Here is a 14,251-nt window from a genome sequence, read left to right as displayed (position 1 = left end):
CGCTGCACCCACCGCTCGCCGCACCTGCCGCACTCGCTGCACCCACCGCTCGCCGCACCCGCCGGCATCATCAATGCGCTCGCAGCATCGCGACTCAGAACGGTGCCGCCTCCGCGAACACCACCGATGGCCGAGGCGGCGGACGGTCGAGGTAGGTCCGTCCGGCCGGACTCGTCCACTCCAGAAGGCCGCCCGGCCGCTGCCGCACCTGCCACGGGGAGTGGTGCTTGAGGGTGTGGTGTCTGCGGCAGAGGGTCGCCAGGTTCCGGTGCTCGGTCTTCCCGCCGCGGGCCGCATCGTGGCTGTGGTCGAGGTCGCTCTTCCGCGCCGCGAGGCCGCATCCGGGGAAACGACAGCGCTGGTCGCGCGCTCGCAGGTGCCGGCGGAGCTCCTCGCTCGGCCGGTAGCGGTCGACCGCGAGCGTCGCGCCGCTGATCGGATGCGTCAGCACCCGGTCCCACCCCGCGGCGCCGCCGGTCAGATGTCGGGCGGTCTCCGCATCGATCGGCGTCTGACCGTCGAGCTCAGCCGGAGCGCCCACCGCCGTGGGGTGATCGTCACGAAGAAGGGTCAGCACAGGCACCGTCACCTCCACGCGCGCCCGCAGCTCGCCCAGCAGACCGTCCGCCGTGTCGTGGCCGGCCGGGGTGCCAGTCAGCACCAGATCGGAGAGCAGGTCGGCTCGCAGCTGGTCGACCGTGCAGGTGTCGGGTGTGGCAGGGGAGGGCTCGGTCGCGCCCCGCTCCGCGCGCGCGTTCTCCTGCTGTACGGCGTGAGCCATCTGCGACAGCCGGTCGAACATGCCGTGGACGAGTGCCGCCGGTCCGTGCATGCCCAGGTCGGCCATCCCGTCGCCTGCGTCTTTCACCCAGACCCGGCGCTGCTCGCGGGCGTCGCGGTGCCGTTCGGTGACCGTGCGCTCCTGGAAGCGTTCGGCGAGGCGTCGCACGAGCGGCCGCAGCCGGTTGGGCGAGGTGGTCTGCGCGAGGGCTACGGCGTCGTCGGCGAAGGCCGACCGCTCGGAAGCGTCGTGGAGATGCGCGCCCGCGTCGAGGATCGCGCGCGCGTGCGCCGCGCTGATCAGCCCGCGGCCCTGCGCCTCCCACACCGCGGGGAAGCGCTCGACCAGCCAGGACGCCTCGGACATGCGCCGTTCGACCGCGCGATCGCTCGCGCGCTGGGCCGCGCCGATCTCGGCGGCGACCGTGCGGATCGCCAGGTCGCCGTGGTCGGGGTGGCGCCCCTGCCGGGCGATGTCGACCGCGAGGCGCCCGGCCAGGGCCAGCAAGCCGTCGCGGGCGGCCTGCATGCTGCTCAGCGTCTGCTCCGCCGCGACCAGGCCCGCGACCAGCTCGGCGAGCATCGCCCGCTGGGAGTCGGTGGCGTCGAGCAGCGCGGTCATGACTTCACTCCATCACCGACCACCGACATTCGAACAAAGGATCGAACGAGTATGGACGAAAGTCAGGTCACGGAAAGGTAACGGTCGTGGTTTACTGACGCGATGCTTCTCAACGTCGTCGAAGCCGGTTCGGGCGAGCACACGGTCGTGCTCCTCCACGGCATGATGGGCTCCGCCGAGAGCTGGCACCGCGTCGTGCCCGCGCTGACGGAGCGCGGTTTCCGCGTGCTCGCGCTCGATCTCCCCGGTCACGGACTCTCGCCGCGCGACCCGCAGCTCACGATCGAGAGCGCGGCCGACGCGGTCGTCGAGACCCTGGCGTGCCTCGTCGAGCCCCCGTCCGCCACCCCCGGCCCGCCCCTGATCGCCGCGATGGGACACTCCTTCGGTGCCACGGTCCTCGCCGCGGCCGCCCCGCGACTCGAACCGGCGCTCGCCGTCTACGTCGACGCGGCGCTGACCCTGCAGGGCGGTCAGGATCGCGCGGCGCTGGTGTCGCAGTACGAACACGACCGGCGTGCACGCCTGTCGCCGGCCGAGCTGCGCCGCGCGCGTCCGTTCTATTCGGTCGCCGATGCCGAGGCGGAGGCCCGCGCGGCCGAGCGGTTCGATGCCGCGACGGCCGCGTCCGTGTCGTGCGGCTCCGATGGGCACTGGAGCGCCGCACCGGGCTCGATCGTGGTCCGCGCCGACCCCAGCGCGTGGGTCACCGACGAGGACGCGCGCCGGTTCGAGCACGAGGGCGTCCGCGTGCGGAGCATCCCCGGCGCGGCGCACACCGTCTGGTACAGCCACTTCGACGTGTTCACCGCGGCGCTGCCGGAGCTCTTCGGCTCCCGCTGACGACAGGGCGGGCGGCCGGCGATCCGCGACTACCCTGGAGAGGACATGGCACATCTTCTCGGGGCCGAAGCCCTGCACCTCGAATACCCGACCCGCGTCGTCTTCGACTCCGTCACCCTCGGCATCGAGGAGGGGGACCGCATCGGGATCGTCGGCCGCAACGGCGACGGCAAGTCCAGCCTCCTCGGCATGCTCGCCGGCACCAAGGAGCCGGACTCCGGCCGGGTGACCGTGCGCGGCGGCACCCGCATCGGTGTGCTGACCCAGGCGGATACGCTCCCGGACGACCTCACGATCGGCGCGGCCGTGGTCGGCGACGTGCCGGAGCACGAGTGGGCGGGCGACGCCCGGGTGCGCGATGTGATCGACGGGCTGCTGCGGGAGCTCCCGTGGGACGCGCGGATCGGATCGCTCAGCGGCGGCCAGCGGCGGCGTGTGTCGCTCGCCAAGCTCCTGACCGGCGACTGGGACGTGATCGCGCTCGACGAGCCCACCAACCACCTCGACGTCGAGGCCATCACCTGGCTCGCCGGTCATCTGAAGAAGCGCTGGTCCCCGAACGCCGGGGCGCTGCTGGTCGTCACGCACGACCGCTGGTTCCTCGACGAGATCTGCACCGAGACGTGGGAGGTGCACGACCGCATCGTCGAGCCGTTCGAGGGCGGCTACGCGGCGTACATCCTGCAGCGGGTCGAGCGCGACCGCATGGCCGCGGCGACCGAGGCGAAGCGGCAGAACCTCGCCCGCAAGGAGCTCGCGTGGCTGCGCCGCGGCGCCCCCGCGCGCACCAGCAAGCCGAAGTTCCGCATCGACGCGGCCAACGAGCTGATCGCGGACGTGCCGGAGATCCGCGACAAGGTGTCGCTGCAGTCGCTCGCGGTGTCGCGGCTCGGGAAGGACGTGGTCGACCTGCTCGACGTCGGCGTGACCTACCCGACCGAGGACGGCGGCACCAGAACGGTGCTGAAGGACGTGGAGTGGCGCATCGCACCGGGGGAGCGCACCGGCATCCTCGGGGTGAACGGGGCGGGGAAGTCCACGCTGCTCGGGCTGATCTCCGGTGCCGTCGAGCCGACAGAGGGCCGGGTCAAGCGCGGCAAGACCGTGCAGGTGCGCACCCTCACGCAGCGCCTCGACGAGCTCACGCCGCACTGGAACGACCCGGTGCGCGTGGTGATCTCCGGGTTGCGCACCTCCTACACGCTCGGCGCCGGGTCGAAGGCGCAAGACCTCACGCCCGGTCAGCTGCTGGAGCGGCTCGGGTTCTCGTCGGCGCAGCTGTCGACACCGGTCAAAGACCTCTCGGGCGGCCAGCAGCGCCGGTTGCAGCTGCTGCTCGTGCTGCTCGACCAGCCCAACGTGCTGATCCTCGACGAGCCGACCAACGACATGGACACCGACATGCTCGCCGCGATCGAGGACCTCCTCGACTCCTGGTCGGGCACACTCCTGGTCGTCAGCCACGACCGGTACTTCCTGGAGCGCGTGACCGACCAGCAGTACGCGATCCTCCCGGGGCCCGACGGCGCCGGACGGTTGCGCCACCTCCCCGGCGGCGTGGACGAGTACCTGCGGCTGCGCGAGCGGGTGGAGGCCGAGGGGTCGAAGCCCTCCGCGAGTGCCGCTGCGGCGGCACCGACCGGCCTCGACGGTGCCGCGCTCCGCACGGCGCAGAAGGAGGTCGCGGCGCTCGAACGACGCATCCACAAGCTCACCGCGCAGGTCGACGCGGCCAAGCACGCGCTCGCCGACCACGACCAGTCCGACTACGCCGGACTGGGGGAGCGGATGAAGGAGATCTCGGCGCAGGAGGCCGAGATCGAGGAGCTCGAGCTGCGCTGGTTCGAACTCACCGAACAGATCGGCTGAGACCAGGAATATCCTTCTCCCCATAGCGTTGGGAGGTAGGGATGGAAGGCCTTGAAGTCACCGTCCTGCTCGGACTCACGATCCTCGTCGGAACCCTGATCGCCCCGCGCGTGCGTCTCGCGCTCCCGCTCGTCCTCGTCCTGCTCGGACTGCTGCTCGGTTTCGTGCCGGAGCTGCGCGAGGTGCAGCTGCCGCCGGAGACGGTGCTGCTGCTGTTCCTGCCCGTGATCCTGTTCTGGGAGAGCCTCACCACGTCGCTGCGCTCGATCCGCCGCGACTTCCGCTACATCCTGCCGATGAGCACCCTGCTCGTGGTGGCCTCGGCGTTCGCGGTCGCGGGCATCGGCGTGCTGTTCGGGATGCCGTGGGAGGTCGCGCTCATCCTGGGCGCCGCCGTCGCCCCGCCCGATGCCACCGCGGTCGCCGCGCTCGGACGTCTGCTGCCGCGACGCATGTTCATGAAGCTGAAGGCGGAGAGCCTCACGAACGACGGCACCGCGCTCGTCCTGTATGCGATCGCGGTGTCGCTCGCGCTCGGCGGCCAGGTCACGCCGCTCTCGGTCACGTGGGACGTGCTGGTGTCGTACGTCGGCGGGGTCGCGGCGGGCGTCGCGGTCGCCGCGATCGCGTACCTGCTGCTGCGTCGCATGTCGTCGACCATCGTCATCAACGTGACGCTGCTGCTCGTGCCGTTCTCGGCGTTCCTTGTCGCCGAGATGGTGCACGCCTCGGGGGTGCTGGCCGTGGTCGTGGCCGGACTCATCGTGGCCTGGGTGTCGCCGCGCGTGACGACCGCGGCGTCGCGGCGCCAGGCGGACGCGGCGTGGCCCTTCGGCGTGTTCCTCCTCAACGGCGCGCTATTCGTGCTCATCGGGCTCGAGGTGCAGTACGTGGTGCACGAGGTGCCGCCGTCGGTGATCGGGCGACTGGTGCTGATCACGCTCGCGGTGTGGGCCACGCTGCTGGTCGTGCGCTACCTGTTCCAGCTGCTCAACGTGCTGTTCCAGGGCAGGCCGTCCGCCCGCCCGGCCCCTGGCTCGCGCTCCCGTGCGCGCCTCGTGTCCACCGTCGCGGGGATGCGCGGAGCCGTGTCGCTCGCGATCGCCCTGTCGGTGCCCACGACCGTGACCGAGGGCGGCGCGATCGCCGGCCGCGACGAGATCGTGCTCGTGACGGCCGGGGTGATCCTGCTCAGTCTGCTCGCGCAGGCCCCCATGCTGCCCGCCCTGGTGCGCTGGGCGCGGTTCCCGGTCGACCACGCGGAGGCCGAGGAGTTCGAGCTCGCGGAGCGTGCGATCTCCGGCGCCGCTCTGGCCGCGCTGGACGACCTGGCCGCCGAGCACGGCGTCGGCGCGGAGGTGCGCGATCACGTGCGGGCCGAGGGGTATCGCAACCTGGAGTTCGCGAACGCCCGGACCCTGGCGCGGGAGCAGGCCCTGATCGACGCGGAGGCCGAGGCGCTGGACGACATGCTCGGCGAGCCCGACCCCCTGGGCATCGGCGGGGAGGAGGGCACCGGGGAGCCGGAACCCGACGGCGGCGTCGGCGGCGCGGTCGACCCCGAGCCGAGCGACGGCACGGTGCTGCAGATGATCGCGACCTCGGCCGACGTCGACCTGGCCCAGCGCTCTCCGCTCATCCGGCACGAGGAGCACACGCGACTCAAGCTCGCGCTGCTCGACCGCAAGCGCGAGGTGCTGCTCGGGCTGCGCAGCGCCGGGACCGTGGACGACCTGGTGGTGCGGCGCATCTCGGCCCGGCTCGACCTCGAACAGGTGCGCCTGCAGGGCATCGAGGAGTTCGACTGACCCTCACCCGGTGGTCCGCCCCGGGCGCCGCCGGGACCTGTGACGCCGTGTGACGGCGCGATTCCGCCGCCTGCGCCCGACCTGCCTAACGTAGTCGGGTCCCGCCAGGAAGGAACCCCCTCATCATGTCCCGCCGCACCACCACCGTCCTCGCCGCGCTCGCCGCGGTCCCGCTGTTCGTCGCGCTCTCCGGATGCGCGACGGCCTCCTCCGACGCCGGTTCCGGCGACGCGGGGAACGAGACCGTCAAGATCGGGGTCGTCGGCAAGGGCGACGCGCAGTGGCCCGCCTTCGTCGAGGCTGCCGCCGACGAGGGCATCACGGTCGAGCTGGTCGACTTCGGCTCCTACGAGCAGCCGAACCCCGCGCTGAGCGAGGGCGAGATCGACCTCAACCAGTTCCAGCACATCGTGTACCTCGCCGAGTACAACAACGCCTCGGGCTCCGACCTCACGCCGATCGGCTCCACCGCGATCTACCCGCTCGGCCTGTACTCGAAGAAGTACGACGACGTGGACGACATCCCCAAGGGCGAGACCGTCGCCGTGCCGGACGACGCGTCGAACCAGGCCCGCGCGCTGAACGTGCTGCAGCAGGCCGGCCTCGTCGAGCTGAAGAGCGGCGGCACGCCCTACTCCGACCTCGCCGACGTCGACACCGAGAAGTCGAAGGTGCAGGTGAAGGCGCTGGAGGCGGCGCTCATCCCCACCTCGCTGCCCGATGTCGCCGCTGCGATCATCAACAACGACTTCGTGGAGGACGCCGGGCTCACGTTCGACGACGCGATCGCGCAGGACGACCCCGAGGACCCGAGCGCCCTGCCGTACGTGAACATCTTCGCGGCCCGCGCGGAGGATGCCGACAACGAGACCTACAACAAGCTGGTCGAGATCTTCCAGACGAACGAGGACGTGCAGGCGGGACTCCTCGAGTCCTCCGGTGGCACGGCGGTGGCGCTGCAGACGCCGGTGAAGGACCTCGTGGCCTCGCTGGAGAAGGTCCAGAAGGACGCCGACGCGAAGAAGTGACGCAGCGGGGGTGCGGGGCACCCCCACCCCATGAGGGAGAATCGGGTGGCGCCTCTCGCGTCGCCCGATTCTCCGTTTCCCGAGACCCAGACCGGAGCAGCACATGCCGATCGTCTCCCTGACGAACGTGTCCAAGACCTACCCCTCCCGCAGTCACGGTGAACCGGAGGTCGTCGCCGTCGACGACGTGACCCTCGACATCGACCAGGGCGACGTGTACGGCATCATCGGCTACTCCGGCGCCGGCAAGTCGACGCTGGTGCGCCTGATCAACGCCCTGGAGCCGGCGACGAGCGGCACCATCACGGTCGACGGCGTCGATCTCACCACGCTCGGCGAACGCGAACTGCGCCGCGTGCGCGGCGGCATCGGCATGATCTTCCAGCAGTTCAACCTGTTCTCCTCGCGCACCGTGCGGTCGAACGTGGCCTACCCGCTGACGCTGGCCGGCTGGTCGAAGCCCGACATCGAGGCGCGGGTGACCGAGCTGCTGTCGTTCGTGGGGCTGTCCGACAAGGCGAAGGCCTACCCCGAGCAGCTGTCCGGCGGCCAGAAGCAGCGCGTCGGCATCGCCCGGGCCCTGGCCACCAAGCCCGCGATCCTGCTCGCCGACGAGGCCACCAGCGCCCTCGACCCGCAGACCACGCACGAGGTCCTCGACCTGCTCAAGCGGGTCAACGAGGAGCAGGGCGTCACCATCGTGGTCATCACCCACGAGATGGACGTCATCCAGACGATCGCGACCAAGGTCGCCGTGATGGAGAACGGTCGCGTGATCGAGCGCGGCGACGTGTTCGACGTGTTCTCGGCGCCGCAGAACCCGGCGTCGCAGCGCTTCGTCGGCACGGTCGTGAAGGGCGTGCCGTCGCCGTCCGAGCTCGCCGTGCTGCGCGAGCGGCATCGCGGGCGTCTCGTCACGTTCTCGTTCCGCGACGGCGACTCGTCGCAGGCGCAGGTGTTCCTCGACCTCGCGGCCGCCGGACTCGACTTCGAGCTCGTGTACGGCGGCATCAACGACATCCGGGGCAGGGCGTTCGGGCACCTGACGCTCGCGATCCGCGGAGACTCCTCCGCGATCGACAGGGCGCTCACCACGATCGGTGAGCGCGTGGACGTGACCGTGATCGCCGCAGAGGAGGCCCGCTGATGGATCGTCTGAACGAACTGTGGCCCGAGTTCTGGTCGGCCGCACTGGAGACGCTGTACATGGCGTCGTTTGCGCTCGTGCTCGGCGGGATCCTCGGTCTTGCGATCGGCATCATCCTCTACATCACGCGCCCCGGTGGACTCCTGCAGAACCGGGTCGTCTCGGTGCTCGTCAACCTGGGGGTCAACTTCTTCCGACCCATCCCGTTCGTGATCTTCATGGCCGTCGCGCAGCCGTTCGCACGGCTCGTGGTGGGGTCGGGCATCGGCACCACGGCGGGCGCGTTCATCATCGGGCTCGCGGCGGCGTTCGCGATCGGCCGCATCGTGGAGCAGCACCTCGTGTCGGTGTCGCCCGGCGTGATCGAGGCGGCGCGGGCGATGGGGGCGGGGCCGTGGCGCATCCTGTTCACGGTCGCGATCCCGGAGTCCCTCGGACCGCTGATCCTCGGCTACACGTTCATTGTGGTCGCGCTCATCGACATGACCGCGATGGCCGGTCTGATCGGCGGCGGCGGCCTGGGTGCGTTCGCGCAGATCTACGGTTTCCGGCAGTTCGAGCCGATCGTGATGTGGGCCGCCATCATCCTTATCGTGGTGTTCGTGCACCTGGTGCAGCTGCTGGGAACGCGGCTCGCCCGGAGGATCATGCGACGCTGACCCCCGGTGGGGCGCGGGTCAGCGCGCCGGGGCAGCCTGCAGGCTCCGGCGGGTGGTGAACACGCGCTCCTCACCGGTGAGCGGGTCGAGGAACCGCAGTTCCCGCGCCAGGAGCTGCAGGGGCCGGGAGAAGTCGTCGGGCTGCTCGGGCAGCAGCTCCGGGTAGAAGCCGTCGTGCAGGATGCCGAGCCCGAGCGCGGCCAGGTGCACGCGCAACTGGTGCATCTTGCCGCTGTGCGGGCGCAGCAGGGTGTGCACCACGCGGTCGTCGGCGTCGATCACGTCGATGAGCGTCTCCGAGTTGGGCTCCCGGGTGTCGTCGACCTGCACGCGCACCTCGCCGCGGTGCTTCTCGATGTGGGTGCGGTACACCAGCGGGAAGCGGGAGGGATCCCAGCCGACGGGCCGGGCCGATACGGCCTCGTACACCTTCTCGACCCGTCGATCCTCGAACAGCAGCTGGTAGGCGCCGCGGGTGGCGGGGCGGACGGAGAACATCAGCAGCCCGGCGGTCGCGCGGTCGAGGCGGTGGATCGGCGTGAGCTCCGGGTTGCCGAGCCGGTTCCGCAGCCGCACGAGAGCCGAGTTCTGCAGGTACTTGCCGCCGGGGGTGGTGGGCAGGAAGTGCGGCTTGTCGATCACGACGAGGTGGTCGTCCTCGTGCAGGATCTCCTCGGTGAAGGGGATCTCCTTCTCGACGGGCGGCTCGCGGTAGTACCAGACGAACTCCTCGGCGCCCAGCGGCGTCTCCCGGCTGAGCGGTCGTCCGTCGCGGGCGACGATCTCGCCGCGGTCGAACCGCACGAGCAGCCGCTTGGGGTCGAGGTGGAAGAACCGCTCGACCATGTAGTCCGCGATCGTCGGCCAATCCCCGGTCAGCGGAACGTGCAACCGCGTGGCGCCGACGCCGTCGCGCACGGGGAGCGGGGAGGGCATGCCCATTGTTCGGCCTTCGGCAGGAGGGGCGGGACCCCTCCACCCTAGGCGACGGCGCCGGTCGGCTCGGCTCAGTCCGCCCCGGCGGCGATCCAGTCGTCGAAGGTGGTGGGGGCGAGCCGGGCTCCCTCGGCGGGGAGCAGCACCTCGCCCGCGAACTCGACGCCCAGAGCCGCACCGCGCCACGAGGCGCGCAGCGGAAGCTCTCGTCCGCGGGCGGCGAGGGTGCGCCTGGCCATGTCGACGGCGTCTTCGGTGCGGGGCCCGGCGATGTCGAAGGATCCGCCCAGCGCGGGGGCGGCGGCCGCCTCGACGAGGGCGACCGCCACGTCCGCCGGGGCGATCGGCTGCAGCAGCAGCGGGGGGACGACGCCCTCGCCGTCGACGATCGACCACTCGGCGATCATGGCGGGGAAGTCGTGGAACTGCGTCGCGCGCACGATCGTGAAGGGCACGGCGCCGCGGGCGACCTCGCGCTCCTGAGCCCGCTTGCCGAAGTAGTGCGGGTTGCCCTGCACCCGATCGAGCGCGGCGATCGACAGGGCCACGTGGTGGGCGACCCCGGCGGCGGCTCCGGCGACCAGGAGGGTGCGCGTCACCGTCGCGAACACGCGCTCGGCCTCCGCCACGTCGGACACCGGGGGATTGGTCGCGTCGATCACCGCGTCGACCCCGTCGAGTCGCGCCGCGAGACCCTCGCCCGTCGTCAGGTCCACCCCTTCGCCGCGGCTGAGGGAGATCGCGTCATGGCCTCGCCGTCGCGCCTCCTCCACCACGAGCCGCCCGATCCGTCCTGTCCCGCCTGCCACTGCGATGCGCATGCCGCTCCTTTGTCGTGATCCGTGGCTATCCTGCCCCGGGCCGCCGACATCCGCCGCGCACGCGTGAGCGGCGTCAGGCGTCGAAGCTCAGGCTGAGCTTGCGCAGCAGACCGGCGAGCCGTTCGCGGTCGCCGCGCGACAGTGCCCTGAGCAGCTCGGCCTCCGCGTCGACCAGCCGGGTGATCGCCGCGTCCACCCGGATACGCCCGTCGTCGGTGAGCGTCACCAGCACGCTGCGGCCGTCGCCGGGGTCGGCCTCCCTGCGCACCAGCCGCCGCCCAACCAGCCGGTCGATCCGGTTGGTCATGGTCCCGCTGGACACGAGGGTCTGCTGCAGCAGCTGCTTCGGGGAGAGCTGGAAGGGGGCGCCGGCGCGGCGCAGCGCCGACAGCACGTCCCACTCCCACGACTCGAGGTCGCTGCGGCGGAACACCTCGCGGCGGGCACGGTCGAGGTGACGCGACAGCCGATCCATCCGCGACAGCACCTCGAGCGGGGAGAAGTCGAGGTCGGGGCGCTGCGTGTTCCACGCGCCGACGATCCGGTCGACCTCATCCACCTCGCTCATGCGTTCATTATCGCGTGCGCCCCGTCGTCCGCCGACCCGCGAGCGGGCAGCTCCAGGGTCAGGAACACGCTGTGCGGATCCGGCCGGTAGCGGCCGAACGCCCCGCACTCGCGGAAGCCCGCGCGGGTGTACATCGCGACCGCGGGCAGGAAGAACTCGTCGCGCCCGGTCTCCAGCGACACCCGGCGCACCCCGCGGGCGGTGGCGTCGTCGAGGAGGAACCGCACCAGGGTGCGTCCGATGCCGCGGCCGCGCAGTGCGGGGTCGGTGCGCATCGACTTGAGCTCCTCGTGCCCGTGGTCGACCGTGGCGAGGGCGCCCGTGCCGACGATGCGGTCGTCCAGGGTGGCGGCGAACAGGCGCACGTGCGGTGCGAGGAGTCCGTCGATGGGCAGGGCGTGCTGGCTCTCGGGTGGCGCGGTGCCCTGCATCTCGGCGTGATGCGCGGACACGAACGCCGCGAGGTCCGGCGTGGCGGAGGCGATGCGGGTGATGACGACGTCGCTCATGGCCCCAGCATCGCAGAGCCGTGTTTCGTCGCGATGTCGGCCACCCGGGCGTGCATCGGAACACGAGCGGGGACGTGGCAGACTTGTCGGGCGGTGCCCACGCGGGGGCCGCGGTCCGCCGTGGTGTAATGGCAGCACGACAGCCTTTGGAGCTGTGAGGTCTAGGTTCGAGTCCTGGCGGCGGAGCATGACTGGGAACAATCTCGCCATCGTCGTCCTCGCCGCAGGTCAGGGCACCCGCATGAAGTCGCGGCTGCCCAAGGTGCTGCACCCCATCGGCGGCCGACCGCTCGTCGGGCACGTGCTCACCACGGCGCGTCGGCTGCAGGCCGCGCACATCGAGGTCGTCGTGCGTCACGAGCGCGACCAGGTGGTGGCCGCGCTCGCGGAGGACTACCCCGATGCGGTGTTCGTCGACCAGGACGAGGTGCCGGGCACGGGGCGGGCCGTGCAGGTTGCGGTCGATGCGCTGCCCGGCGACTTCGACGGCGATGTGCTCGTGCTCTCGGGCGACTGCCCGCTCGCGGACGCCGAGACGCTCACCGCGTTCCTGGAGGAGCACCGCGCCTCCGGTGCGGCGGCCACCCTCATGACGGCCCTGGTCGACGACCCCACCGGCTACGGCCGGGTGATCCGCGACGCGGACGGCGGTGTCGACCGCATCGTCGAGCAGAAGGACGCGACGGCCGAGGAGGCCGCGGTCACCGAGATCAACGCCGGCATGTACGTGTTCCGTGCCGCGACGCTGCGCACGTACCTGCCGCAGGTGGGCGTCGACAACGCGCAGGGCGAGATGTACCTGACCGATGTGCCCGGGCTGCTGCGCCGTGACGGCGACCGCGTGGCCGCCTCGGTCGTCGACGACGTCGAGGTCACGTTCGGGGTGAACGACCGTGCGCAGCTCGCCGAGGTCGGCCGCCGCTTGAACGCCCGCATCGTGCGCCGCTGGCAGCTCGAGGGCGTCACGGTGATCGATCCGGCGACCACGTGGATCGACGACGACGTCACCCTGGCGCCCGACGTGACGCTCCTGCCGAACACGCAGATCCTGCGCGCGACCACCGTCGCCGCGGGCGCCACGATCGGTCCCGACACGACGCTGGTCACCTGCGAGGTGGGGGAGGACGCGGTGGTGCGGCGCACCGACGCCACGCTCGCGGTGATCGGCGCCGAGGCGACCGTCGGGCCCTTCTCCTTCCTCCGTCCCGGCACCGTGCTGGGCGCCAAGGGCAAGATCGGCGCGTACGTCGAGACGAAGAACGCCGAGATCGGCGAGGGCAGCAAGGTGCCGCACCTCTCCTACGTGGGGGATGCGACGATCGGCCGCGGGGTCAACCTGGGCGCGAGCACCATCACCGCCAACTACGACGACGTGAACAAGCACCGCACCGAGATCGGCGACGAGGTCCACACCGGCTCGCACACGGTCCTGGTCGCGCCCGTTAGGCTGGGTGCTGGTGCGAAGACCGGTGCCGGCGCCGTCGTCCGCAAGGACGTCCCCGCCGGTGCCCTGGCCATGAGCGTGGCCCCCCAGCGCAACGTCGAGGGGTGGGTCGAGAAGAACAGAGCAGGCACGGGGGCGGCGGACGCCGCGGCCCGGGAGAACACGGCGGAATAGGCGGAGCATGGCCCGGAAGAAGAAGACGGTCGACCTGGATCGCGACAACGGGGTGGCCCCCGGGATCATCGCGAAGACCAAGAAGCGGCTCGTCGTCGCGGGCGGGCGCTCCCACCCCGAGCTGACAGCGGCCGTCGCCGAGGCCCTGGGCACCGAGATCGCGCCGGTGGAGCACCGCACGTTCGCGTCGGGGGAGATCTACGCCCGCTTCGAGGTCTCGATCCGCGGCGTCGACCTCTTCCTCATCCAGACCTTCGGCGAACCGGTGAACGAGTGGCTCATGGAGACGCTCATCATGATCGACGCCGCCAAGCGCGCGTCGGCCAAGCGCATCACCGTCGTCGCCCCCTACTATCCGTATTCGCGCCAGGACAAGAAGGGCCGCGGCCGTGAGCCGATCAGCGCCCGCCTGGTCGCCGACCTGCTCAAGACGGCCGGCGCCGACCGCGTCATGAGCGTCGACCTGCACGCGGCGCAGATCCAGGGCTTCTTCGACGGCCCGGTCGACCATCTCTTCGCCAAGCCGGTGCTGCTCGACCACTTCGAGCGCACGCTGAGCCCGGAGGACCGCGAGATCCTCACGGTCGTCTCGCCCGACATGGGCCGCGTCCGCGTCGCCGACACGTGGTCGGACAGCCTCGGTGCGCCGCTCGCGATCATCCACAAGCGCCGCGACCCGAAGGTCGCCAACCAGGTGTCGGTGCATGAGATCGTCGGCGCCGTCGAGGGGCGCACGTGCCTTCTGGTCGACGACATGATCGACACCGGCGGCACGATCGTGAAGGCCGCTCAGGCGCTCAAGGCCAACGGCGCGCACCGTGTGATCGTGGCCGCGACCCACGCGATCTTCAGCGACCCCGCCTCGGAGCGGTTGCAGGACGCCTCGATCGATGAGGTCGTCGTGACGGACACGATCCCGCTGTCGGCGTCGCGCCGCTGGGACAACCTCACGATCCTGCCGATCGCCCCCCTGCTGGCCAGGGCGATCCACGAGGTGTTCGAGGACGGCTCCGTGACGAGCATGTTCGGCGGCGACGCCTGAC

Annotated in this window: 13 protein-coding genes and 1 tRNA gene; 9 read left to right on the top strand and 5 right to left on the bottom strand. The window is 71.3% G+C overall.

The features are described 5' to 3' along the window. Positions 1-94 precede the first annotated feature (94 nt). Positions 95-1,402 (bottom strand): HNH endonuclease signature motif containing protein, encoded by a 1,308-nt coding sequence (locus tag DW297_RS06185; RefSeq protein ID WP_136030444.1) that lies wholly within the window; start codon positions 1,400-1,402, stop codon positions 95-97. Between the two features lie 102 nt (positions 1,403-1,504). Between DW297_RS06185 and DW297_RS06180 the strand changes: the two genes are divergently transcribed. From DW297_RS06180 to DW297_RS06155, 6 genes are all read left to right on the top strand, one after another. Next, positions 1,505-2,245: an alpha/beta fold hydrolase gene (locus DW297_RS06180; protein ID WP_136030442.1), complete on the top strand. Its 741-nt coding sequence runs from the start codon at positions 1,505-1,507 to the stop codon at positions 2,243-2,245. 45 nt (positions 2,246-2,290) lie between these two features. Beyond that, positions 2,291-4,114: an ABC-F family ATP-binding cassette domain-containing protein gene (locus DW297_RS06175; protein WP_136030440.1), complete on the top strand. Its 1,824-nt coding sequence runs from the start codon at positions 2,291-2,293 to the stop codon at positions 4,112-4,114. Positions 4,115-4,155: 41 nt separating this feature from the next. Continuing rightward, complete coding sequence (locus DW297_RS06170; RefSeq protein WP_136030438.1) at positions 4,156-5,922, top strand: Na+/H+ antiporter; 1,767 nt, start codon at positions 4,156-4,158, stop codon at positions 5,920-5,922. 125 nt (positions 5,923-6,047) lie between these two features. Further along, positions 6,048-6,950, top strand: a complete 903-nt coding sequence (locus tag DW297_RS06165; protein WP_136030435.1) for a MetQ/NlpA family ABC transporter substrate-binding protein — start codon at positions 6,048-6,050, stop codon at positions 6,948-6,950. A 103-nt stretch (positions 6,951-7,053) separates the two neighbouring features. Beyond that, the gene (locus DW297_RS06160; protein WP_136030433.1) at positions 7,054-8,097 is read left to right on the top strand and encodes a methionine ABC transporter ATP-binding protein; all 1,044 of its coding nucleotides are present in this window, start codon (positions 7,054-7,056) and stop codon (positions 8,095-8,097) included. Next, positions 8,097-8,756: a methionine ABC transporter permease gene (locus tag DW297_RS06155; RefSeq protein ID WP_136030431.1), complete on the top strand. Its 660-nt coding sequence runs from the start codon at positions 8,097-8,099 to the stop codon at positions 8,754-8,756. Before DW297_RS06160 ends, DW297_RS06155 begins: the two co-directional genes overlap by 1 nt. Before the next feature lie 18 nt (positions 8,757-8,774). Here DW297_RS06155 and DW297_RS06150 read toward each other — a convergent pair whose 3' ends face one another. The 4 genes from DW297_RS06150 to DW297_RS06135 form a co-directional block, all read right to left on the bottom strand. Continuing rightward, positions 8,775-9,698: a pseudouridine synthase gene (locus tag DW297_RS06150; protein ID WP_136030429.1), complete on the bottom strand. Its 924-nt coding sequence runs from the start codon at positions 9,696-9,698 to the stop codon at positions 8,775-8,777. A 65-nt stretch (positions 9,699-9,763) separates the two neighbouring features. Then, positions 9,764-10,513, bottom strand: coding sequence for an SDR family oxidoreductase (locus DW297_RS06145; protein WP_136030427.1), 750 nt, complete (start codon positions 10,511-10,513; stop codon positions 9,764-9,766). A 73-nt stretch (positions 10,514-10,586) separates the two neighbouring features. Beyond that, positions 10,587-11,081, bottom strand: a complete 495-nt coding sequence (locus DW297_RS06140) for a MarR family winged helix-turn-helix transcriptional regulator (RefSeq protein ID WP_136030425.1) — start codon at positions 11,079-11,081, stop codon at positions 10,587-10,589. Next, the gene (locus tag DW297_RS06135; RefSeq protein WP_136030423.1) at positions 11,078-11,590 is read right to left on the bottom strand and encodes a GNAT family N-acetyltransferase; all 513 of its coding nucleotides are present in this window, start codon (positions 11,588-11,590) and stop codon (positions 11,078-11,080) included. Before DW297_RS06135 ends, DW297_RS06140 begins: the two co-directional genes overlap by 4 nt. 114 nt (positions 11,591-11,704) lie before the next feature. Here DW297_RS06135 and DW297_RS06130 point away from each other — a divergent pair. The 3 genes from DW297_RS06130 (at position 11,705) to DW297_RS06120 (ending at position 14,250) form a co-directional block, all read left to right on the top strand. Next, positions 11,705-11,776: transfer RNA gene (locus DW297_RS06130), tRNA-Gln, on the top strand. A 1-nt stretch (position 11,777) separates the two neighbouring features. Next, positions 11,778-13,208, top strand: coding sequence for a bifunctional UDP-N-acetylglucosamine diphosphorylase/glucosamine-1-phosphate N-acetyltransferase GlmU (gene glmU, locus DW297_RS06125; protein WP_136030420.1), 1,431 nt, complete (start codon positions 11,778-11,780; stop codon positions 13,206-13,208). A 7-nt stretch (positions 13,209-13,215) separates the two neighbouring features. After that, on the top strand, positions 13,216-14,250 hold the full coding sequence (locus DW297_RS06120) for a ribose-phosphate diphosphokinase (protein WP_136030418.1): 1,035 nt from the start codon (positions 13,216-13,218) through the stop codon (positions 14,248-14,250). Position 14,251 lies beyond the last annotated feature (1 nt).

This window comes from Microbacterium sp. PF5 (genome assembly GCF_004794315.1).
In the GTDB taxonomy this organism is placed as follows: Bacteria; Actinomycetota; Actinomycetes; order Actinomycetales; family Microbacteriaceae; genus Microbacterium; species Microbacterium sufflavum.
Note: the sequence above shows the minus strand (reverse complement) of the source record. Positions and strands in the feature narration are given on the sequence as shown.